This window comes from Knoellia remsis (assembly GCF_003002895.1).
Taxonomy (GTDB): domain Bacteria; phylum Actinomycetota; class Actinomycetes; order Actinomycetales; family Dermatophilaceae; genus Knoellia; species Knoellia remsis.
Map to the genome: position 1 here is coordinate 189,038 of NZ_PVTI01000003.1, position 21,630 is coordinate 210,667.

A 21,630-nucleotide genomic window follows, 5' to 3' on the forward strand; every position below is an offset into this window, starting at 1 on the left:
GACCACATCACCTTGCCAGTCCCCTCAGGAGCCACCGTGAGCAACTCCCCCGACCGCCCCGACGAGCCCGAGGACAGCGGGCTGCCGCCGGAGCTCGAGCAGGTGCTGCGGGGCCTGACCGGTGGTCGTGACCTCGACCCGCAGATGGTCGAGATGATGCGCGGCATGGGCCTGGACCAGGTCGACCCGCAGATGCTCCAGATGGTTGCCGGCCAGGTGCAGCAGATGTTCGCCGGGAGCGGTGACGACACGGGCTCCGTCGACCTCACCGTGGCCACCGACATGGCTCGCCGCACCGCGTCGGCGGATGCGGATCCCGTTGTCGCAGAAGCGGACTCGGCGGCAGTGCGTTCTGCCGTGGACGTCGCCGGCCTGTGGCTCGACGCCGTCACCGACCTCGACCACTCCGGTCTCGTGGGCCGGGCGTGGAGCCGGGCCGAGTGGGTCGAGGCGACGATGCCCGTGTGGCGTGAGCTCGTCGACCCGATCGCCGTCGGAGTGAGCGCCGCGATGGATGCAGCCCTCACCAAGCAGCTCGGCGCTCTCGGCGAGCAGGGCCTGCCCGAGGGCATGGTCCCGCCCGGCATGAACCCGGCCGCGATGATGGGCCAGATGGCACCGATGCTGCGCCGCATGCAGGGCTCGATGTTCTCGGTCCAGCTGGGCCAGGCGGTCGGCACGCTCTCCGGCGAGATCCTCACCGGCGACGAGGTGTCGCTCCCGCTCGTCTCGGCGCCCGACGTCGTCCTCATGCCGGCGGCGGTGGCGCAGTTCGCCGACGGCCTCGACATCGACCTGCCCCAGGCCCGCCTGCTGCTCGCCGTGCGCGAGACCGCGCGCACGCGTCTCTTCCACGCCGTGCCGTGGATCGGGCCGCAGCTGCTCACCGCCGTGCAGGACTACGCCCGGGACACCTCGATCGACACCGACGCCATCGAGGAGGGTCTGCGCACCATCGACCCCTCGGACCCCGAGGCCATGCAGCAGGCGCTCTCCGGGCGGCTCTTCGCGCCGCAGCAGTCGCCGGCGCAGAAGGCGGCACTCGCCCGGCTCGAGACCCTGCTCGCCCTCGTCGAGGGCTGGGTCGACGTCGTCACGGCTGCCGCGGTGAAGCAGCACCTCCCCCAGGCAGAGGCCCTCGGCGAGGCCGTCCGCCGTCGTCGCGCGAGCGGCGGACCTGCCGAGAAGACCTTCGCCGCGCTCGTCGGCCTCGAGCTGCGACCGCGCCGGCTGCGTGACGCCGCGAACCTCTTCGCCGCGCTGGAGTCCGCCGGTGGCGCCGAGCTGCGCGACGGTGCGTGGGCCCATCCGGACGTCGCTCCGGACGCGAGCGATCTCGACGACGTCCTCGGCTACGTCGAGCGCGTGCGCGCCCGGTCGACGGACGGCGACGACCTCGACGCCGAGCTCGACGCGCTGTTGCGTGGGGAGCCGGGTGACGACGCGGCACGGGGTGACGAAGGCAGGCCGGGCGACGGGCCCACCCCCGCATGACGGTCGGCGACACCGACGCCGCCGCCCCCGCCACCGGCGCGGTGAATCTGGCCCGGCGGTTCGCCCACCTGAGGTCCGACGCCATCGCGACGCTCGGTACGTGGCAGGCACCGGACGCATCCCAGGAACGGTTGCGGACGGCATACCTCGACCACCTCGAACGGCACCCCGCCGGTGTCGCCAAGGGCGGCCCGGAGGTCGGTGGTGTCCCCGCGCACCTCACCGCGAGCTGTCTCGTGATCTCCCCCGACGGCGGGCACGTCCTGCTCACGCACCACAAGCGCGCGCGGCAGTGGTTCCAGTTCGGCGGGCACCTCGAGCCCACGGACTCGACGCTGCTGGCCGCCGCAACGCGGGAGGGGCGTGAGGAGTCCGGGATCCCCACGGTGGCGCCCGCTCCGTACATCGTGCAGCTCGACCGACACGAGCTCCACGGCGACTTCCCGTGGTGCCGCGAGCACCTCGACGTGCGCTTCGCCGCCGTCATCGAACGCAACGCCGTGCCCGAGACGAGTGCCGAGTCCCTCGACGTCGCCTGGTGGCCGGTGGACGCGTTGCCCGAGGGCACGCGCGACGAGCTGAGCCGGCTCGTGGCGGCGGCGCGGGCGGCCCTGTCGCTCTAGGGAGCCGGCGAGTCCCCGTCGGCGGCCGCGTCGGCGCCGTCGTCGTCGCTCTCGTCATCGATGTCGAGACCCTGCGCGAGCGCGACACCGTCGAGGAAGCCGCGCGCCCGCTCGAGCTTGGGATAGGACCGCAGCAGCGTCCAGAAGTCGCGTCCGTGGCCCCCGACGAGCAGATGGGCGAGCTCGTGGAGGATGACGTAGTCGACGACGTAGTTCGGCATCCCGCGAAGCCGGTCCGAGAGCCGGATCGAGCCGTCCGACGGCGTGCAGCTGCCCCACCGCGAGCGCTGGTTCGAGACCCAGCGGATGCTCTGCGGGCGGGCGTGACCGCCGAGGTAGCGGTCGGAGAGGGCCGCCGCCCGCGCCCGCAGGTCCTCGTCGCTGGGACGGCGTCGCTTCTCGCCGGCGGCGAGCCGCCGCAGCATGCGGTCCACCCAGAGGCGCTCCTCGGTGCGGGACATCGAGGCGGGGATGAGCACGACGACCCGGCCCCCCTCACGGCGTGCGCTCACCGTGCGGCGGCGCCGGGCGCTGCGCCGGACCTCGACGTCCTCGGTGCTCACGCACCCACGGTAGCCACTGGGGCGACACCCATCCCGTGTCGGCGACACTCAGCGTGGCGTGAGCGTGCCCACGCAGGCGCGCGGACGGCATACCGTGTGACACAAGTGGCGAATGTGATCTGTGAGGTGTAAGTGACCCATGAGGCGGCAGGCGGCGCGGCACGCCCGCCCGCTGAGCGTGGCTGAGCACGAATCCGTGCTCAGGCTGGTCTAGGGTTGATGCCGTCCTCGCCGCACACCTGCGGCACCACGACCAAGGAGTTCCAATGGCTGACGAGACCTACAAGGGCGAGTTCTACTGCGTGAAGTGCAAGGAGAAGCGTGAGGCCGAGGGCAAGGTCGTCGTCTCGGACAACGGCCGTCGCATGGCCAAGGGCAAGTGCCCCGTCTGCGGCACCAACCTCAACCGCATCCTCGGCAAGGCCTGAGCGCCGCCCTCTCGTAGCAACGGCCCCGGTCCTCGTGACCGGGGCCGTTCGCTGTCCGCGGGCGGGTGCGCGGTGGCCTGTGGATGACGCCCGCGCGGGTGGGCCGGCCTGTGCGAGATTGGGCGGCACGAACCGGAGAGGGGGCCCGATGACCGAGCCACTCATCGTCGTGGACGGCCGAGGGGGTCTGCCCGATGAGATCGTGCGCCAGCTGCGCCTGGCCGGCGCCGCGCGCATCCAGGGTGGTCCGTATGCCGCGGACGCCGCTGAGGCGCTGCTCGCCCTGAGCCCTCGCGAGCGTCCGCGCGTCGTCGTGTTCGTGGCCAACCGCACCGTGCCGACTCAGGCCACCGGACCGTGGCAGCACGCCGGGGTCCCACACCTGCCGGTCACCTGCGACGGTCGGGTCGCGACCGTCGGACCGCTCGTCGTGCCGAGCCGCAGCGCGTGCTGGGGCTGTCATGCCCTCACGATCCGCGACCTCGAGGCGGTGAGCAGCCTGCGCTCGAGCGGGTTCGTCCTCGACCCCGTCGCGCTCCCACCCGGCGGCCTCGGGCTGCTCACAGCATCGATCACCGCGACCGTGGCGCTCGCCGTGCTGGGCGGGGCCGTGCACCTCGCGGGAGTCTCGACCGAGATCGAGGTCGACGGGCCGACGGTGACCCACCGCCACTGGCCACGCCATCCCCTGTGCCGGACGTGCGGGGACCGAGGAGCAGCCGCGTGGCCGGCCACGGCACAGGACACAATGGCTGGGTGAGCGACATCCCCCGGCGGTCCCTGAGCCGCACCGCCCGGCTCGTCGGGCTGCCGCTCGGGCACGCGGGCCGGGCCGCGGTCGGGCTCGGCCGACGGGTCGGTGGCGCTCCCGCCGAGGCGGTGGCCGCCGAGCTGCAGGCCCGCACGGCCGAGCGGCTCTTCGCGGTCCTCGGGGAGCTCAAGGGCGGCGCGATGAAGTTCGGGCAGGCGCTCTCGGTCATGGAGGCGGCCATGCCCGAGGAGCTCGCCGGCCCGTATCGCGCCACCCTCACCAAGCTGCAGGAGGCCGCGCCCCCGATGCCGGTGGCGCGCGTGCACGCGATCCTCGCCGACCAGCTCGGCCCACGATGGCGCACCTCGAAGTTCGAGTCCTTCGAGGACCGGCCTGTGGCGGCGGCCTCGATCGGCCAGGTCCACCGCGCGGTCTGGCGGGACGGACGCGACGTCGCGGTCAAGGTGCAGTACCCCGGGGCGGGAGCGGCGCTGCTCTCCGACATCAACCAGCTCTCCCGCGTCGCCCGGGTGGCGGGCGCGTGGATCCCCGGCATCGCGATGGGCCCGATCCTCGACGAGGTCCGCGCGCGGATGAGCGAGGAGCTCGACTACTCGCTCGAGGCGAAGAACCAGCGGGTCTTCGCGCGGGCGTTCCGTGACGACGAAGACGTGTTCGTGCCCGACGTGCTGGCGCAGTCACCGCAGGTCATCGTCTCGGAGTGGGTCTCGGGGCGGCCGCTGTCGGAGGTCATCGCGTCGGGGACCCCCACCGAGCGCGACGAGGCGGCAACGCTCTACCTCGAGTTCCTGCTGCGCGGGCCGAACCGGGCCCGGCTGCTGCACGCCGACCCCCACCCGGGGAACTTCCGGATCATGCCGGACGGCCGGCTCGGCGTGCTCGACTTCGGTGCGGTGAACCGGCTGCCGGACGGCATGCCCTCGACGACCGGCGAGCTCATCACGCACACGCTGGCCGGTGACGCCGCCGGGCTCGGGGCGGTGCTGCGGCGGGACGGGTTCATCCGCCCGGGCATCGAGGTGTCCGACGAGGCGCTGCTCGGCTACCTGTCGACGTTCGTCGAGCCGCTGGAGCACGAGGAGTTCACCTTCAGCCGCAGCTGGCTGCGGGCGGTCTCGGCGACGATCCAGGACCCGCGGCGCGAGGAGTTCATGGTGGGGCTGCGGTTCAACCTGCCGCCGGAGTTCATGCTCATCCATCGCGTGTGGCTCGGCAGCATCGGCGTGCTGTGCCAGGTCGGCGGGACCGTGCCGATGCGCGAGCTCGTGTTCGCCCACGTCCCGGGCATCGACGAGTCGGCGATCCCCCCGGCTCGCTGACCTTTCCTCCCGCCGGCCGGCCGACCTCGGTGACGTCGTCGCGCAGGTGCGCGGACGGCATACGACACAGTCCGGCGTGTGAGCCCGTATGCGGCCCGCGAGCCATTTCGGGTCTCGGCGCCGGTCAGGCGTTGGCGGCCTTGGCTGCCGCCTTGGCGGACTTCTTGAAGTCGCGCACCTTCTGGAGGGACTCGGCGTCGACGACGTCGGCGACGGAGCGGAAGCTGCCCTCCTCGGCGTAGGCGCCGGCCGCCTTCTCCCAGCCGTCGGGGCGGACCTCGAGCTGCTTGGCGAGGAGCGCCACGAAGATCTTTGCCTTCTGCTCACCGAAGCCGGGCAGGGCCTTGACCCGGGCGAAGAGCTCCTTGCCGTCGGCCGCGTCGGTCCAGATGCGGCTCGCATCGCCGTCGTAGTCGTCGCGCACCGTCGTCGCGAGCGCTTGGATGCGACCGGCCATCGACCTGCCGTAGCGGTGCACGGCGGGCGGGGTGGCGCACAGGTCGGCGAACGCCTCCGGCTCGGCCGCAGCGATGGCGTCCGGGTCGAGAGTGCCGAACCGCTCGAGCACCTTGGCCGGGCCGGCGAAGGCCCGCTCCATCGGGAACTGCTGGTCGAGGAGCATGCCTACAAGGAGGGCGAACGGGTCCTCGCTGAGCACCTTGTCGGCGGCCGGGTTCTGGGCGATGGTCAACGACACCATGGGGTCAGCGTAGGCCCGGGGGTTCGGCGCGCCCCAAGGAAGGCCTGTCATGATCGGCCGCGTGACCGCGTCGCAGCAGGACCCCTCGCCGCTCAGCCACCGCGCCGCGGTGGCGCTCGTCTTCGGCTCGTCCGCCGCGGTCCTCGTCGTCGAGATCGTGGCGCTGCGGCTGCTGGCGCCCTACCTCGGGCTCACCCTCGAGACGAGCACCCTCGTCATCGGCATCGCGCTCGCCGCGATCGCGCTCGGCTCATGGGCCGGCGGCCGGGCCGCCGATGCGACCGACCCGCGGCGGCTCATCGGCCCGGCGCTCGGAATCTCCGGTGCCGTCGTCGCGCTCACCCCGGCGCTCCTGCGCACCGTTGCCGAAGCCAGTCCGCCGATGCTGCTGTTCGCCGCGATGGTGGCGATCATGGTTCCGGGCACGCTGCTCTCCGCGGTGACGCCGATCGCGACCAAGCTGCGACTGGACAGCCTCGAACGCACCGGCAGCGTCGTCGGCCAGCTCTCGGGTGTCGGCACGCTCGGTGCCATCGTCGGGACCGTCGTCACCGGCTTCGTGCTCATCTCGCGCGTGTCCGTCAGCGCCATCCTGCTCGGTCTCGGTGGCGTGCTCGTCCTGGCCGCTCTGCCGCTGCTGTGGCGCGCGCGGTCTCGTGCGGGTGCCGCCGCGCTCGCCGTCGCCGTCGGCGCCGGCGCACTGACTGCGGCCGTCGCACCGGGCGGCTGTCAGGTCGAGACGACCTACCACTGCGCCAACGTGACCACGGCGGGCAATGACACCCGCACCCTCCAGCTCGACAACCTCCGCCACTCCGCCGTCGACCTCGACGACCCGACGTACCTCGAGTTCGAGTACATCCGGGCAATGGCCGCGGTCGTGGACACGGCCTTTCCCTCCGGTCAGGCGCTCGACGCCTACCACCTCGGCGCCGGCGGCCTCACCATCCCCCGCTACCTCGCGGCGCAACGTCCGGGCACGCAGAGCGTCGTGTCGGAGATCGACGGCGGGGTCGTGCGAATCAACCAGGAGCGCCTCGCCATGGCCGATGTGCCGGGGCTCGACGTACGCGTCGAGGACGGTCGCATCGGCATGCGCCGCCTCGCCGACGACAGCCGCGACCTCGTCGTCGGCGACGCCTTCGGCGGCGTGAGCGTGCCGTGGCACCTCACGACCCGCGAGGCCCTGGGTGAGGTGCAGCGTGTGCTGCGACCCGATGGCGTCTACGTCGTGAACCTCATCGACTACGGCGGGCAGGACTTCGCCCGCGCCGAGGTGGCGACGATGCGAGCCGTCTTCGACACCGTCCTCGTCGCCGGCGAGCCGCGCGACGTCGGCCTCGATGAGGCCACCGGCTCCGATGGTGGGAACCTCGTGGTCATCGCCTCCGACCGCTCGCTCGACCGGGCCGCGATCCAGGCGAGCCTCGACGAGAGGGACACCGGCTGGACCGTCCGCGACGAGGCCGGGACGCGCGACTGGGCCGGGGACGCCCGGGTGCTCACCGACGACTTCGCGCCCGTCGACCAGCTGCTGCAGCCCTATGTGGCCACCGCCAGCTGAGTGGTCGGGCGCGGACGAGCGGGCAATTGACCGAGGCGACGGTCAGGGCGAGCACCGTCCCCGGTTCAGCTACGCGACGGTGCGGGCGACGGGCAGGCCCTCACCGCGCCATGCGGCGAACCCGCCGATGACGTCGGTGGCCCGCTCGATCCCGATGGAGCGCAGGGCATCCGCAGCGAGGCTCGACGAGTAGCCCTCCTGGCACAGCACGATGACCCGCAGGTCGTAGGAGGCACCGGGGAGCGAGGCCTCCTGCCGCGGGTCGAAGCGCCACTCGAGGACGTTGCGCTCGACGTGGATCGGGTTCAGCTCGGGCGCCACCTCGCCTTCTTCGGCTCGCTGCGCGGCCGGTCGTGTGTCCACGAGCCACGCTGCGCCGGACCGCACCTCGCGCCACGCATCGCGCGCCGAGACCCGGTCGAGCCGTGAGCGCGCCTCCTCGAGCAGGTCGTCGATTCCCTTGCCGCTCACCAGCTCTCACCTCTCTGCTCGACGCCGGCGGGCACGAGAGCGCCGCCGACGAGGTCGTAGTGCGTCATCTGGTCCAGCCGCGGCGAGTACGCGTGCACGCTCAGCGCGGTGACGTCGCCGTCGTTGGCCACGTCGTGGACGTGGTTCGGGCCGAAGGTGCGGCCTTCACCCGCAGGCAGGGACCGGTCGTGAATGGCACCACGCACGACCTGGCTCTCGGTGAGGACGCCACGAACGACCGTGAACGCCCCGCGCGAGCCGCCGTGGTCGTGGAAGCCGGTCGAGGCCCCCGACGGCCACTCGATGACCCACAGCTGGAGGTGGTGGGTCTGGGCGAGCTGGTGCCAGCGCCGCCCGCCCGGGTCCTCGTGGCGGGCGGGCAGGAGGGCCGGCAGCTCGGGGTCCGCGGCGAAGAGCCGCGCGACGCGGAGCAGCTGGACGGCAGTGAAGCTGTTGACGCCGGGCAGGGCGTCGGCGACGGGACGTGCGAGGGTCATGGGATTCTCCGAGAGGTCGTCATGGGCCCGCGGCGACGCGGGCGGGGCTGTGGGCTGTGTGAAGGGCGTGCGGCTGGTTCAGCGGCAACAGCGACAGCGACAGCACATGACGGCAGCGGGCATGACCGGGAGTGTCCGGAGCGCTGCGGTCGACGACATGCCGGGAGCACATCACGACAGCCCCGGGGTGGTCCACCACGAACCGTGGCCATCTCACGGACTGGGCGGGACGGCATACGAGGGGCGACCGGCCGGCCTACGCGTCAATCGGGCCGCGGACAGGACAACGGCGCCGCATCCCGGGATGGGAAGACGGCGCCGTTGTCGGACTGGCTCGTTCGGTCGGCTCAGCGCACGAGCATGCGGGCCTCGACGCGCATCCGTTCGCGCTCGAGGTGCTGCTGCGCCCGGCGCTGCGCCTCGTGGGCGCGGCGCTCGTGCACGGTGCGACGAACCTGCTGCATTCGCCTGCGGTACATGGTTGCTCCTTGACGGGATGTCGATGGTCATGGCGGTCGGCGCCGGCCAGCTCAGGCCGCGACCGTGTCCTTGCGGGGCCGGCCACGCGGCCGCTTCCGCGGGATGACGACGCCGTTCTCGAACAGCTCGCCTCCCCAGACCCCCCACGGCTCACGCCGCTCGAGGGCTCCGGCAAGGCACGCGGTCCGGATCGGGCACGTGACACAGAGGGTCTTGGCGAACTCGACACCGTCGGGGGTGTCGGCGAACCAGATCTCCGGGTCGTACTCGCGACACGGCACGGCGTCACCGAGGTCGGCAGTGCACTCCTGTGCGTCGATGAGGTCGGTCAGCTGCACGTGGAGTCACCTCCTTCTCCGCCTTCGTGGGGCGGGGTTGTCGTTGCGTCGGGTGAAAGGTGGTCGTGTGGATCGACGGACTTTCGACAACGGGACACGAAAAAGGCCGCGGATCCCGGGTGGGTTCCGCGGCCTCGTGGCCTTGTCGCTGCTGGTCTACAGCGGCGACGCCAAGGAGGCGGCGGACAGATCACCCGTGTTCAGGTCGAAGGCACCATCGGCGCGGCGGCCGGCCGGGGAAGCGGCGGCGGCCTTCATGCCGGCAGCGGACACACCGGTGCCCTGAACCGGGACGGCGATGGGCGCGAGGGTCGGCAGGGCGCCCTGGTGCTCACGCGTGCGGAACGGGACGGTGTAGTCCGTCGCGATGCTCTTCGTGCTCTCCATAGCGGCCAACCCTCCTCACTGCTCTCGGATGAATATCTGACGCAAGACGCGACAACTCGTCGCGGCTTGTGCGTTCAGGCTAGGGGACCGCGAGGACGGCGTGCAACGCAATTAATCGGTTGATTTTGCGCCAGCAAGCGTCAGCGGCCGGATTCCGTTGCAGGAGAGTCGGATTCGTCGTCAAAAATTGTTGGCGAATCCGCGGTCCGTTCGGGCGGTTCGGGCTCGCCGCCGGAGAGGATCGCAAGCACCTGCGGGCCGTAGAGGTCGAGCTTGCGCTGCCCGACCCCGCGGATCGTCGCGAGCGAGCCGAGGTCCGAGGGCGTGTGCTCGGCGATCGCGGTGAGCGTCGCGTCGGTGAAGACGACGTATGCCGGCACGCTCGCCTCTCGGGCCGTCTCGAGTCGCCAGTCGCGCAGGCGCTCGAACAACGCCTCGTCATAGGTCGCGGGACAGGCCGCGCACCGGCCGACGGTGCGCTCCGCCGCACTCGTCAGCTCGGCGCCGCAGGTCCGGCAGGTGCTGCGGCGCGGGGTCGACGCCGCACGCCCCGACGACCCGCCACCGCGCCGCGACGAACCCTTGGGACGAGAGCGCGCGCCTTCGCCGAGGATGCTCGCCGTGCCGTCGAGGAAGCGCGACGGGCGCCGGGTGGCCCGTGCGCCCGGCGTGCGCGCGCCAGCCCAGGACAGGACGAGCCGGTCGCGCGCACGGGTCACGCCGACATAGAGCAGGCGCCGCTCCTCCTCGATCTCGTCGGGTGTCTCGGCCATCGTGATCGGCAGGTAGCCGTCGGAGCAGCCGATGAGGAAGACCGTCCCCCACTCGAGCCCCTTGGCGGCGTGGAGCGAGGCGAGGGTGACCCCTTGAACCGAGGGGGCGTGCTGGGCGGCGATGCGCTCGTCGAGCTCGCGCACGAGGACCGGCATTCGCGCCTCGGCGTCGGCCGCGTGCACGTCGTCGGCGAGGGCGGCGAGCGCCGACAGCGACTCCCAGCGCTCGCGCGCCGCTCCACCGGCTGCCGGGGCCTCACGCGACCAGCCGGCGCCGAGCAGGACGTCGCGCACGAGGTCGGGCAGCGGCACGGAGCCGTCGTCGGAGCGGGCCGCACCGCGCAGCAGGACGACGGCGTCGCGCACCTCCTTGCGCTGGAAGAACCGCTCACCGCCGCGCACGAGGTAGGGGATGCCGCGCTCGGCGAGCGCCGACTCGACGGCCTCCGACTGACCGTTGGTCCGGAACAGGACGGCGATGTCCGCCGGTGCCGTGCCGGAGCCGATCAGCTCACCGATGCGGGTCGCGACGGCGGCCGCCTCGGCCGGGTCGTCGGGGTGTGACAGCAGCTCGGGGCCAGGACCGCCGGGTCGCTGCGCCTCGAGCACGACCGACCCACTGCGCCGGCCTCCGCCGGGGGTGCGCAGCACGAGGTTCGCCAGGCCGACGATCTCGGGAGTCGACCGGTAGTTGCGCACGAGCTCGACTCGCTGCGCCCCCGGGTGACGCGAGGTGAACCCGAGCAGGTGCGCCGGGGAGGCGCCGGTGAACGAGTAGATCGTCTGGGCCGGGTCGCCGACGACGCAGACGTCGTGCCGCCCCCCGAGCCAGAGCTCGAGCAGCCGCTGCTGGAGCGCGTTGACGTCCTGGTACTCGTCGACGACGAACGAGCGGTACTGCTCGCGCACCGCCCGCGCGACCGTGTCGTTCTCCTCGAGGATGCCGACGAGGACGAGCAGGACGTCCTCGAAGTCGATGACGCCGCGCTCGGCCTTGACCTCCTCGTAGGCCGCGATGACCCGGGCCATCGCGGTGAGGTCGAGACCGGGCGCCTCACGCCCCACGCGACGCGCGCCCGCGGCATACGACTCGCTCGTCAGCATGCTCACCTTGGCCCACTCGACCTCGGCGGCGAGGTCGCGGATGCCGGTGCGGTCGAAGCGCATCCGCAGTCGCGATGCGGCCTCGGCGACCGCGCCGGCCTTCTGTGGCATGACCTCCGGCGCCGCCCCGCCGATCGCCTGCGGCCAGAAGTAGTGCAGCTGCCGCAGGGCCGCGGCGTGGAACGTGCGCGCCTGCACGCCACCGACGCCGAGGTCGCGCAGGCGGGTGCGCATCTCCCCCGCCGCGCGCGCGGTGAAGGTGACCGCGAGCGTGCGCTGCGGCTGCACGGCACCGGAGAGGACGGCATACGCGATGCGGTGGGTGATGGCGCGAGTCTTGCCCGTGCCAGCACCGGCGAGGACGACCATGGGCCCGGTGGGGTTGGCGGCGACCTCGCGCTGCTCCGGGTCGAGGCCCTCGAGCACCGCGTCGGCGGACGGGTGTGCAGGCAGGGAGGTCATCGATGCGATCCTAGGTGCCGGGTCCGACGACCCCCTCAGACCATCCACAGGAGCCCTCGTGAGCCAGAGCATCCCCGCCCCCGGAACCGTGACGATGTACTCGACGACGTGGTGCGGCTACTGCCGCCGGCTCAAGTCGCAGCTCGACCGCGAGGGCATCGGCGTCGACGTCGTCGACATCGAGCGCGACGAGGACGCGGCCGTCTACGTGATGCAGGTCAACGGCGGCAACCAGACGGTGCCGACGGTCGTCTTCCCCGACGGGACGGCAGCCACGAACCCGTCGCTCGCCGAGGTCAAGCAGCGCCTCGGCGCCTGACTCCGCTCTCCCGGCAAGCGCCCGGGACCACGCGGCTCCGCCACTGACGCGACCACGCGGCACACCGGTCGTCAGCGACGCAGTGACGTCTCGGGAGCGTCGATCTCCTCGCCGAACCAGTGCTCGATGAGCCGGCGGGCGATCGAGATGCGTGAGCTGATCCGCAGCGACCCGTCGGCGACGGCTGCGGCCAGCTCGTCGCGGGTGAACCACCGTGCGTCCTCGATCTCGCTCTCCTGCAGGGTCAGCGCGGTCGACGTCGCCCGCGCCGTGAACCCGACCATGAGCGAGGACGGGAACGGCCACGGCTGGTCGCCGAGGTAGGTCACGTCCTCGACGACGATCCCCACCTCCTCGTGCACCTCGCGGGCCACGGCTGCCGCCAGACTCTCCCCCGGCTCGACGAACCCCGCGAGCACGGACATACCCTGCGGCGCGAACCCGACGCCGCGCGCGAGCAGCAGCCGGTCGTCGGCGTCGACGACGGACATGATGACGGCGGGGTCGGTGCGCGGGTAGTGCTCGCTCTCGTCCACGGGGCAGACCCGGATCCACCCGGAGTGCGCCGGCTCCGTCGGCGCCCCGCACTGCGAGCAGAACCGGTGTCGCCGGTGCCAGTTCGCGAGCCCGGTGGCCGTGGTGAGGATGCCCGCGTCGAGGTCGCCGAGCCGGGCGCCGATGCCGCGCAGCCCCCGCCGCCTCGGGTCGTCGGGTCGCGCCGTGGTCTCGTCCGCGACGGAGAGCAGGTATGCCGTCCCGCCCACCTCTGCGTCGTGCCCGAGGTACACCACGAGCCGGTCGCGGTCGACCGGCTCGGGCGAGCGGTAGCGGAGCCGGAGCTCCGCCGGCTCGGCCGGCTCGCTCAGCCCGGACGCCGTGCCGGAGACCCCACGGTCACGGCCCGTCGAGCCGTCGCTGCCACCGACCTCCTCGACCTCGGCGCGACCGTCGACGAGCTCGAGGACGCGAGTGGCGACGTCGTCGAGGAGGACGTCGAGGAGACCGGGTTCGGTGCGCAGCTCACTGTGCCGGTCGAGACCACCACGAGAGAGCGCCAGGGACGGAAGACTCGCTGCTGCACGGGCCACGTTCACCACCCTAGAGGGGCACACGGCATACGGTGAACGGGTGGAACGCACCCCGACCCTTCTCGCCGCCCTGGCGAGCGCCGCCGTCCCGGGCCTGGACCCGGTGAGCGTCGAGGCGCTGCCGAGCGTGCCGCACCAGGACTACGACGTCGCCTTCGTCTCGGACAGCGAGCACCGGCGCTGGGTGGTGCGGGCGCCGAGAAGCGAGGCGGCGGGGGCGCGCATGGACCTCACCGTGCCGCTGCTCCAGCTCATCGCCCGCCGGCTGCCGTTCGCGGTGCCGTCGCCGCGCGGGTTCGTCGAGCTGCGCGAGGGCGGCCGGGCGATGGTCTACCCGTTCCTGCCGGGGCACAACCTCGCCTTCGACGAGCTGCCGCCCGGGGCCGGCCCGGCCGCCGACCTCGGCCGCTCGCTCGCCGCGCTGCACAACCTCGACGTCCGGCTCTTCGACGAGGCCGGCGTCCCGACCTACGACACCGACGCCTACCGCACGCGCCGACTCGCCGAGCTCGACCGGGCAGCCGAGTCGGGCCGCGTCCCCACTGCTCTGCTCACGCGCTGGGAGAAGGCGCTCGAGGACGTCGCGCTGTGGCGGTTCGCCCCGACCCCGACCCATGGGGACCTCACCGGCGACCAGGTGCTCGCGGTCTTCGAGGACGACCACGACGCCGCCACCGGCCGGATCCGCGGGCTCACGGGCTGGGAGGACGCCAAGGTCGCCGACCCCGCCGATGACTTCGCCGCCCTCGTCCACGAGGCCGACGAGGCCACGGTCGAGACGGTGCTCGAGGCCTATGCCCACTCGCGCGTCGAGCGGCCCGACCCCAACCTGCTCGTGCGCGCCCGGCTCGTCGGCGAGCTCGGCATCCTCGGCGAGCTCATGCGCGCCGAGGCGCGCGGCGACGTCGCCGCGGTCGACGCGCTGTCCACCCAGCTGCGCCGGCTCGACGACGAGGTGCACGCCGAGGACCCCAGCGACGACTACCGCCGCACGTCCCTCACGCCGGTCGCGCTGCGGCAGCGGGCCACCCCGCCGCCGGTCGTGGTCGAGGAGGACGACGACGACGAGCTGGTCGACGTCACCGCGGACGACGAGTACACCGACGACGAGACCGTCGAGGACGAGAGCGCCGAGGACGACGTGCTCGTGGCGGACCACGATCTCGAACCCGACGGTGAGCCCGACGACGACCTGCAGGACGACGCGTTCCCCGACGACCACCTGCGGGACAACGAACTCCAGGACGACGAGCTGACCGACGTCGTCGAGGTCTCCCACGAGGAGGTCGTGCCGGTGTCGGTCGACGAGGACGTGCCCGATCCCGAGGGCGTCCCGAGCCGAGCTGAGGTGACCGGCCACGAGAAAACCGCGGACCCCGAGGACCTGGCCGAGTCCACCTCCCTGGACCCGCAGGGTGCGCCGGACTCGGCGAACGAGCCGGACCCGGAGGACCTCACACAGGATGTCCCGGACGACGAGGCGGTCACCCGCGAGATCCCCATCCGACCGGCCGCCGCGACTCCCGACGTCGAGGAGGTCGAGGAGGTCGAGGACGTGGAGTTCACGCCTCGCAGCTTCGGTCGCGACGACCTCACGGACGAGGAACCGCCGCGAGGAGAGCGCTGAGCTCGTCCTCGCCCGGGAGGTCGGGCCAGACCGTCTCCCCCGTCGTGGCGTAGTAGAACGCACCCTTGATGCGTTCCGGGGCGATACCGCGCAGCCGCGCCCACGCGAGCCGGTATGCCGCGAGCTGCAGCGCGCGCACGCGTGCCGCTTCCCCGGTCGGTCGGGACCCGGTCTTCCAGTCGACGATGACCCAGTCGGCGTCGGCCACGTCCCGGAAGACCGCGTCCACGCGCCCGCGGACGGCGATGCCGTCGATGACGGTCTCGAGCGCCGTCTCGATCTCGACCGGCTCACGTCCGGCCCACTCGCTGGCGAGGAACCGCTCACGCATGGCGGGGAGGTCCGCGTCGGCCATGGGGTCGTCGTCGGCGTTGCCGGGCAGGTCGAACAGGTCGACGATCGCGGCCCGCGCGTAGTGCTCCTCGACCCAGGCGTGGAAGGCAGTCCCCCGGCGCGCCGCGGCCGCGGGGGCGGCCGGCATCGGGCGGCGGAGCTGGGCGGTGAACTCCTCCGGGTCCCGGGCGAAGGCCACGAGCGCCGAGGTCGACAGGTGGGGCGGCAGCTCGACGACCTCGGCATGCCGTGAGGCCCGTGCTTCGCGCTCCGCGAGGAGCACGTCGAGCTCGTCGCCGTAGGGGTCGGCACGCCTGCTCTCGTCGGCCTGGCCGCCGGACCCATCGGCGCCGTCCTCGGCTGCGGCGATGGCCACCGCCGCAGCTGCGGCTCGCGGTCTGCGGTGGGCGACGTGGTCGACCGGCCAGTGGAACTCGGCGCCGTCCTCCGCGCCCGGCTTCTCCAGAGGTGAGTCGTCCGCCGGCGGGACCGGGAGGTCGGTCCACGGACCGCGACGCACCGGCATACGACCGGTGTCCTCGGCACCCTCGGCGAGCTCGACGACCTCGTCGAGGAATCGGGAGGTGACCCGCGGGGTCTTGGGGCGACTCCAGACGCTCGCGGTGAGGAGCAGGGCGTGGCGGGCCCGGGTCGCCGCGACGTAGGCGAGACGGCGCTCCTCCTCCAGCGCGTGCGCCCCACCGTCGAGCGCGAACCGCTCGAGCCTGGCGTGGAGGTCGTCCCACCCGTCGGCGCTGAGCCAGCCGAGGTCGGGCAGGCCGTCACGGTCACCGCGCAGGGCGTGCGGGAGGCCGCCGTCGCGCAGCCCGGCGAGCCACGCCTTGTCCTTGGGCTCGCCGAGGCGCCACTGCCCGTCCTTGAACTGTGGCGTGTGCAGGTTGTGCGCGGGGAACGTGCTCTCGACGAGGGCGGGCACGGCGACGACATCCCACTCCAGCCCCTTCGCGGCGTGGACGGTCATCACCTGGACGGCGTCCGGGGTGGCGTCGGCGTAGCCGCGCTCGAGGCCCCGCTCCTCCTCGATCGCGGCGGCGACCCAGTCGAGGAACCCGCCGAGCGTCGCCCGGTCGGCACTCTGCGCGAACTGGGCCGCGACGTCCGCGAAGGCGTCGAGGTGCGCCCGGGCCGCCGCCGGCGTGTACTCCGGCCGGCTCAGCACCTCGATGTCGAGACCGAGCTCCTGCTCCGCCTCGAGGACGAGGTCCGCGAGCGGGAGGAAGGTGAGCGAGCGCAGCCGACGCACCACGTCGCGCAGCCCTGCGAGGCGCTGGCGCGCGACGTCTCCGAGGTGCTGACCGTCCTGTCCCACCCAGCCGATCGGCGGCGGGTCGTCGAGGGCCTCGACGATGCTCGGGCTGTCGGCCGCGTCGGGTGCGAGATCCCGTTCGCGCCGGTCGATGCCTCCGCTGCGGTGGTGCTGCTGCTCGCGCGACCAGGCCGCGAGCGCGTCGAGGTCGGCGATGCCGAGGCGCATCCGCGGTCCCGTGAGCAGCCGCATGAGGTGGTCGCCGCGCGCCGGGTCCTGGACGACGTGGAGCAGCGCGACGAGGTCCTCGACCTCGGGGGTGAGCAGTAGACCGCCCAGGCCGACGACCTCGTGCGGTATGCCGTGTTCCTCCAGTGCCGCGGTGACCGTGGCGAACTCGGCCCGCTTGCGGCAGAGGACGGCGGCGCTCACCGGGCCCCGGGAGCGCTGCGCGGTCAGCCACCGGGCGATGTGGTCGGCCTCGTCAGCGGCGGTGAGGAGGCGGGCGACCTCGACGGTGCCGGTGTCGGCGCCGGGCCGGGCCGAGAGGGGCTGCACCGGGACCCGAGATACCTCGCGCAGCGGGGCGGCGACGTGGTTGGCCGCGTCGAGGATGGCGGTGTCGTTGCGCCAGCTCGTCGAGAGGCTCAGGACCTGCGCCGGCTCGGGGTCGGCGAACTCGTCGGCGAACCGGGCCAGCGTCGTCGCGCTCGCCCCGCGCCAGCCGTAGATCGACTGGTGGGGGTCACCGACCGCGGTGACGGCGCCAGTCGCCCCGGGCGATTGGTAGAGCGCCTTGAGCAACATCAGCTGCGCCTCGGACGTGTCCTGGAACTCGTCGAGGAGGACGACCCGGTGGCGAGCACGCTCGATCGCGCCGATGTCGTCGAAGTCCATCGCCAGCCGGGCCGCGAGGGCGAGCTGGTCGGCGAAGTCCATGGCGTCGCGACTGCGCTTGAGCTGCTGGTATCGCTCGACGATGGGGACGATGGCCCGCCGCAGACGCAGGTTGGTGATCTCGGCCCGGGCTGGGTTGACCTTGCGCTTGGTCTCGCCGGGCTCCATCGTCTCGAGGTGCTGGATTACCCGATCCAGGTGTGCCGCAACGGATTCCGGCGTCTGCAGGTGTTCGGCCATCTCGCCGGCGAGGTCGACGACCGCGGCGGTGACGGTGGACTCGGCCTTCTCGACCTCGTCCATCGGCCCGTCGTAGCGGGACACGGCCTCGTGGGCGAGCTGCCACGCGGCCGCCTCGGACAGCAGGCGCGTGTCGGACTCGTAGCCGAGTCGGAGGCCGTGCTCGCGAACGATGCGGCCGGCATACGAGTGATAGGTCGAGACGGTGACGGCGCTGCCGAGCGCCGCGGCACCGTCGACCTCGGGAGGCGTCCACAGACCGGCGGTGCGCAACTGGGCGAGGCGTCCGCCGATGCGTTCGGCGAGCTCGGTGGCCGCCTTGCGGGTGAAGGTGAGGCCGAGGACGTCCTCCGGCTCGAGGAACCCGTTGGCGACGAGCCAGACGACGCGAGCGGCCATCGTCTCGGTCTTGCCGGAGCCGGCCCCGGCGATGACGAGCAGCGGCCGCATCGGGGCCTCGATGACGGCAGTCTGCTCGGGGGTCGGCCGGTGTGGGAGTCCGATGGCGTCGGCGACTTCGGCTGCCGTGTAGCGAACCTTCTGCGTGCTCGCCATCGGGACCGAGGACGTCGCCGGCCCGGAGGCCGCATCGGAGGCTGTGGTGGTCGCCGGGGACGGCGTGGTCACAGGGCCCTCCCCTCGGGCTGGGCCGGGCACGAGGACCGGACGGGACAGACGCGGCAGTTGTCCTCGCTGGGGGTCGCCGTGAACGTCGCGCCGCCCATCGCCTCACCGGTCTCGGCGACCAGCCGGCGTGCCCAGTCCGGCTCGGGGTCCTCGCTGAGGGGCGGCTGCACCTGCATGGTGGTCTTCTGTCCGGCGGCCCGGCCGAGGTGCAGGAGCGCCGCACCGGCCGACGCCGTCGTCGGGACCTCGACGTCGGCGAAGCCGCCTTCGGTCACGGCGAGCTGGTATGCGCCGAGCTGCCCGTGCCGCGGCACATCAGCGTTGCGAGGCTTGCTCGAGCCGGTCTTGTAGTCGACGACGCGGACGGCGCCGTCGGGTCCGACGTCGAGCCGGTCGACCTTGCCGTCGAGGACGACACGGCCGAGCTCGACCCGCATCTTCGCCTCGGCAGCGAGCCGGTGCCAGCCCTGGCTCCGGCTCTCGTCGAAGAAGCGTGCGAGCCGGTCGAGCATCCGCCCGGCCTCGCGGTGCTTGAGATCCGTCGACCACCCCGGCGGAAGGCCGAGGCGAGGCCAGCGCTCGTCGAGGTCGCGACGCATCGACTCGGCGTCGCGGTCGCCCTCCTCGGCGATCTCGTGGACGAGCGTGCCGATGTCGCGCTGGCCGATCATCGGGCCGTCGCCCCCGGCGGTGGTGAGCGCCCACCGCAGCTGGCAGGAGCCGAATCCCTCGATGGCCGACGGCCCGAGCCGGACGGACGCGTCGGGCGAACGGCGGGGGCGGTCGTCCGTCGGCTCGTGCAGCACCCACCACGACTGCGGGTCCGCGCCCGGGACGCCGGCGCGGGCCAGGCGCGCGAGCCCGGTGATCGCTGCCCCGCGTCGGCGGGGGTCGGGGCCGACGACGTCCCGGCGCAGCGCTCCGACGAGAGCTGGGAGGGTGAGAGGCCGGCTCCAGTCGGTCGGCGGACGCCGGTCGACTCCCTCCGACAGGGGGTCGACCACATCGAGGTAGGGCGAGGGCTGTTCGTCCTCACTCCGCACCGCGGTGACGAGCAGCGACTGCCGGGCGCGAGACACGGCGACGTGGAAGAGGCGGGTCTCGTCGTGGCGCACTGCCGCGAGCGCGGCGCGGTGGCCGCCGTCACGACCGCGCACGACGTCGACGAGATCCTGGGACCCGAGGAGCGAGCCGCGCAGTCGCAGGTCTGGCCAGCTGCCCTCCTGCACCCCGGCGACGACGACGTGGTCCCACTCGCGACCGGCTGCGGACTGCGGCGTGAGCAGGGAGACGCTGTCACCGGCGGGCGCGCGGTCGGCGAGGGTGTCGGCCGGGACGTCCTGCCCGAGGATGTGCTCGAGGAACCCATCGGGGGTTGCCCCGGGGAGCCGTTCGGCGAAGGTCGCGGCGGCCCGGAGCAGCGCGAGGGTCGCGTCGAGGTCCCGGTCGGCCCGGGCGCCGGCCACGCCGCCCGCGAGGGCGGTGTCGCGCCAGGTCGGACCGAGACGCGAGGCGTCCCACATCGCCCAGAGGATGTCCTCGGCGGTGACGCCGGCGGCCCAGCCGCCATCGTCGCCTCGGGCCGCGTCGACGCCCGCGAGGATGACCCGGCCGACCCGCTGGACGGCGCGTCCGTCCGGGCCGAGCCGGTCGTGAACGGCCGGGCGCAGCAGCACCTCGGCGAGGAGCTCGTCGCTCGTGCGCGAACCGCCGGCGTCGAGCTCGTCACGGCGCAGGGCCCGCCGCAGCCGGCGCAGCTCGACCGGGTCGGCGCCACCGAGCGGGGAGACGAGCGCGTCGATGGCGACCTCGACCGGCACCTCCTCGGTCCGCCCCAGCGCGAGGTCGACGACGACCTGGAAGAGGGTGAGGAAGGGACGGACCGCCGGCTCGTCACGCACGGGCAGCTCTGCCTCGGCCGCGCCGACGGGGACCCCGGCCGAGCGCAGGGCGCGCCGCAGAGTGGCGCTGCGGGCCTGCCCGCGGACGATGACGGCCATCTCGGACCACGGCACACCGTCGAGCAGGTGGGCGGCCCGGAGCCGGGAGGCGATGAACCCGGCCTCGGCGCTCGCCGAGCGCAGGACATGTGCCTCGACACTGCCCGACGTCCCCGCCGCGGTGTCGGCGTGCTCGACCCGCCGGTGGGTGCCGTCGCCGAGGACCCCGACGTGGCCGGCGACGGCCTGGGCGACCTCTCGCAGGCGGCGTGGCTGCCGGTGGCTGCGCGGGAGCAGGAGGGTGGGGCCGTCACCGAGGACGGGCCACTCCCGCGCGAGAAGTGTGGGGTCGCCGCCGCGGAAGGTCTGGGTCGCGCTGTCCGGGTCGCCGACGAGGACGACGCCTGCACCCGGCGCGACACGGCGGAGCACCTCGAGCAGCCGCAGCGCCGCCGGCGTCATCTCCTGGGCGTCGTCGACGACGACGAGACGCAGGTCGGAGACGGTCGCGTCGGCGAGACCGTCGTCGTGCGCGAGGGCGTCGGCGGCGGCGCCGAGGATCCAGGCAGGGTCGAAGGCACCGGGGGTGAGCAGGGCGGTCACCTCGTCGTACTCCCGCAGCACGTCGGCGCCCGCCACCCACTCGTCACGGCCGTGCTCGCGGCCGAGCCTCGTGAGGTCGTCGGGGTCGAGCCCGAGCTCGACGGCGCGCATGAGCAGGTCACGCAGCTCGGCACGGAACGCGCGTGTCGGGAGGGCCAGCCGCACCCGCTCGGGCCACGGCGGCGCGGGGCGTTCGCCGGCGGCGTGCCCGGCGAGGAGCTCGCGGATGACCACGTCCTGTTCGGGCCCGGTGAGGAGCCGGGGTGCCGGGTCGCCGTCGAGTGCCGCGGCGGCGCGCAGGACCCCGAACCCGAAGGACGGGAACGTGCGCGCCAGCGGCTCGGTCGAGGTGCCGCCGACGCGGGCAGTGACCTGGTCACGCAGACGTGCGGCGCCGCGGCGGGAGGCGCCGATGAGGAGGCACTGCTCGGGTCGGATGCCCTCTGCCACGTGGCGGGCGACGAGCTCGACCGCGACGGTCGACTTGCCGGTGCCGGGTGCACCGAGGACGCGCAGGACACCCGTGCCGCGCCAGGACGCGACGGACTCCTGGACGGCGTCGAGCTCGGGCGCCGCGGCAGCGGCGGCGGGAGCACGTCTCAGGGTCAGCACGCGTCCGATCCCATCACGCCGCACCGACACCGGCCTGCCCACGGGTATGCCCGCTCGCCACGGTCTCGCTCACAAAGGTGCCTTTGCTCCCGTATGCCGGAG

19 protein-coding genes are annotated in these 21,630 nt (G+C 73.3%); 8 read left to right on the top strand and 11 right to left on the bottom strand.

The window, feature by feature from the left end; all coding sequences use genetic code 11:
* The first annotated feature begins 36 nt into the window (after positions 1-36).
* On the top strand, positions 37-1,494 hold the full coding sequence (locus BCF74_RS03340) for a zinc-dependent metalloprotease (RefSeq protein ID WP_106296534.1): 1,458 nt from the start codon (positions 37-39) through the stop codon (positions 1,492-1,494).
* Positions 1,491-2,117, top strand: a complete 627-nt coding sequence (locus tag BCF74_RS03345; protein WP_106296535.1) for an NUDIX hydrolase — start codon at positions 1,491-1,493, stop codon at positions 2,115-2,117. The genes BCF74_RS03340 and BCF74_RS03345 overlap by 4 nt, the downstream gene beginning before the upstream one ends.
* Here BCF74_RS03345 and BCF74_RS03350 read toward each other — a convergent pair.
* Positions 2,114-2,680, bottom strand: a complete 567-nt coding sequence (locus BCF74_RS03350) for a M48 metallopeptidase family protein (RefSeq protein WP_106296536.1) — start codon at positions 2,678-2,680, stop codon at positions 2,114-2,116. The genes BCF74_RS03345 and BCF74_RS03350 overlap by 4 nt on opposite strands.
* Positions 2,681-2,946: 266 nt before the next feature.
* On the opposite strand from BCF74_RS03350, the gene BCF74_RS03355 reads away from it, so the two are divergent.
* The 3 genes from BCF74_RS03355 to BCF74_RS03365 all read left to right on the top strand — a co-directional run bounded on the left by BCF74_RS03355 (position 2,947) and on the right by BCF74_RS03365 (position 5,199).
* On the top strand, positions 2,947-3,108 hold the full coding sequence (locus BCF74_RS03355) for a DUF5679 domain-containing protein (protein ID WP_106296537.1): 162 nt from the start codon (positions 2,947-2,949) through the stop codon (positions 3,106-3,108).
* A gap of 148 nt (positions 3,109-3,256) precedes the next feature.
* Positions 3,257-3,868: a TOMM precursor leader peptide-binding protein gene (locus BCF74_RS03360; protein WP_106296538.1), complete on the top strand. Its 612-nt coding sequence runs from the start codon at positions 3,257-3,259 to the stop codon at positions 3,866-3,868.
* A complete protein-coding gene (locus tag BCF74_RS03365) occupies positions 3,865-5,199 on the top strand; it encodes an ABC1 kinase family protein (RefSeq protein WP_106296539.1) in 1,335 nt (444 codons plus the stop codon). Before BCF74_RS03360 ends, BCF74_RS03365 begins: the two co-directional genes overlap by 4 nt.
* A 124-nt stretch (positions 5,200-5,323) precedes the next feature.
* Here BCF74_RS03365 and BCF74_RS03370 read toward each other — a convergent pair whose 3' ends face one another.
* Complete coding sequence (locus BCF74_RS03370; protein WP_106296540.1) at positions 5,324-5,899, bottom strand: HhH-GPD-type base excision DNA repair protein; 576 nt, start codon at positions 5,897-5,899, stop codon at positions 5,324-5,326.
* Between the two features lie 61 nt (positions 5,900-5,960).
* On the opposite strand from BCF74_RS03370, the gene BCF74_RS03375 reads away from it, so the two are divergent.
* Entirely contained in the window at positions 5,961-7,463 is a 1,503-nt protein-coding gene (locus BCF74_RS03375; RefSeq protein WP_245889186.1) for a fused MFS/spermidine synthase, read from the top strand.
* A gap of 69 nt (positions 7,464-7,532) precedes the next feature.
* On the opposite strand, the gene BCF74_RS03380 is transcribed toward BCF74_RS03375, so the two are convergent.
* The 6 genes from BCF74_RS03380 to BCF74_RS03400 form a co-directional block, all read right to left on the bottom strand.
* Positions 7,533-7,934, bottom strand: a complete 402-nt coding sequence (locus tag BCF74_RS03380; RefSeq protein WP_106296542.1) for a rhodanese-like domain-containing protein — start codon at positions 7,932-7,934, stop codon at positions 7,533-7,535.
* On the bottom strand, positions 7,931-8,431 hold the full coding sequence (locus BCF74_RS03385) for a cysteine dioxygenase (protein ID WP_106296543.1): 501 nt from the start codon (positions 8,429-8,431) through the stop codon (positions 7,931-7,933). The genes BCF74_RS03380 and BCF74_RS03385 overlap by 4 nt, the downstream gene beginning before the upstream one ends.
* A 347-nt stretch (positions 8,432-8,778) precedes the next feature.
* Positions 8,779-8,910, bottom strand: a complete 132-nt coding sequence (locus BCF74_RS17865; protein ID WP_281257168.1) for a hypothetical protein — start codon at positions 8,908-8,910, stop codon at positions 8,779-8,781.
* A 51-nt stretch (positions 8,911-8,961) separates the two neighbouring features.
* Positions 8,962-9,249, bottom strand: a complete 288-nt coding sequence (locus BCF74_RS03390) for a WhiB family transcriptional regulator (RefSeq protein WP_106296544.1) — start codon at positions 9,247-9,249, stop codon at positions 8,962-8,964.
* A gap of 156 nt (positions 9,250-9,405) precedes the next feature.
* Entirely contained in the window at positions 9,406-9,636 is a 231-nt protein-coding gene (locus tag BCF74_RS03395) for a hypothetical protein (protein ID WP_106296545.1), read from the bottom strand.
* Between the two features lie 140 nt (positions 9,637-9,776).
* On the bottom strand, positions 9,777-11,975 hold the full coding sequence (locus BCF74_RS03400) for an ATP-dependent DNA helicase UvrD2 (RefSeq protein ID WP_106296546.1): 2,199 nt from the start codon (positions 11,973-11,975) through the stop codon (positions 9,777-9,779).
* Positions 11,976-12,069: 94 nt separating this feature from the next.
* Between BCF74_RS03400 and BCF74_RS03405 the strand changes: the two genes are divergently transcribed.
* Positions 12,070-12,294, top strand: coding sequence for a mycoredoxin (locus tag BCF74_RS03405; RefSeq protein ID WP_106296574.1), 225 nt, complete (start codon positions 12,070-12,072; stop codon positions 12,292-12,294).
* 71 nt (positions 12,295-12,365) lie between these two features.
* Here the strand turns inward: BCF74_RS03405 and nudC are convergent, their stop codons facing one another.
* A complete protein-coding gene (gene nudC / locus BCF74_RS03410; protein WP_106296547.1) occupies positions 12,366-13,382 on the bottom strand; it encodes an NAD(+) diphosphatase in 1,017 nt (338 codons plus the stop codon).
* A gap of 40 nt (positions 13,383-13,422) precedes the next feature.
* Here nudC and BCF74_RS17250 point away from each other — a divergent pair, with 40 nt between their 5' ends.
* Positions 13,423-15,009 (top strand): macrolide 2'-phosphotransferase, encoded by a 1,587-nt coding sequence (locus BCF74_RS17250; protein WP_106296548.1) that lies wholly within the window; start codon positions 13,423-13,425, stop codon positions 15,007-15,009.
* On the opposite strand, the gene BCF74_RS03420 is transcribed toward BCF74_RS17250, so the two are convergent.
* Entirely contained in the window at positions 14,975-18,301 is a 3,327-nt protein-coding gene (locus tag BCF74_RS03420) for an ATP-dependent helicase (protein ID WP_106296575.1), read from the bottom strand. The genes BCF74_RS17250 and BCF74_RS03420 overlap by 35 nt on opposite strands.
* 68 nt (positions 18,302-18,369) lie before the next feature.
* Positions 18,370-21,528 carry an ATP-dependent helicase gene (locus BCF74_RS03425; RefSeq protein WP_106296576.1) on the bottom strand — a complete coding sequence of 1,053 codons (3,159 nt, stop codon included), beginning with the start codon at positions 21,526-21,528 and terminating at the stop codon, positions 18,370-18,372.
* Positions 21,529-21,630: the final 102 nt, after the last annotated feature.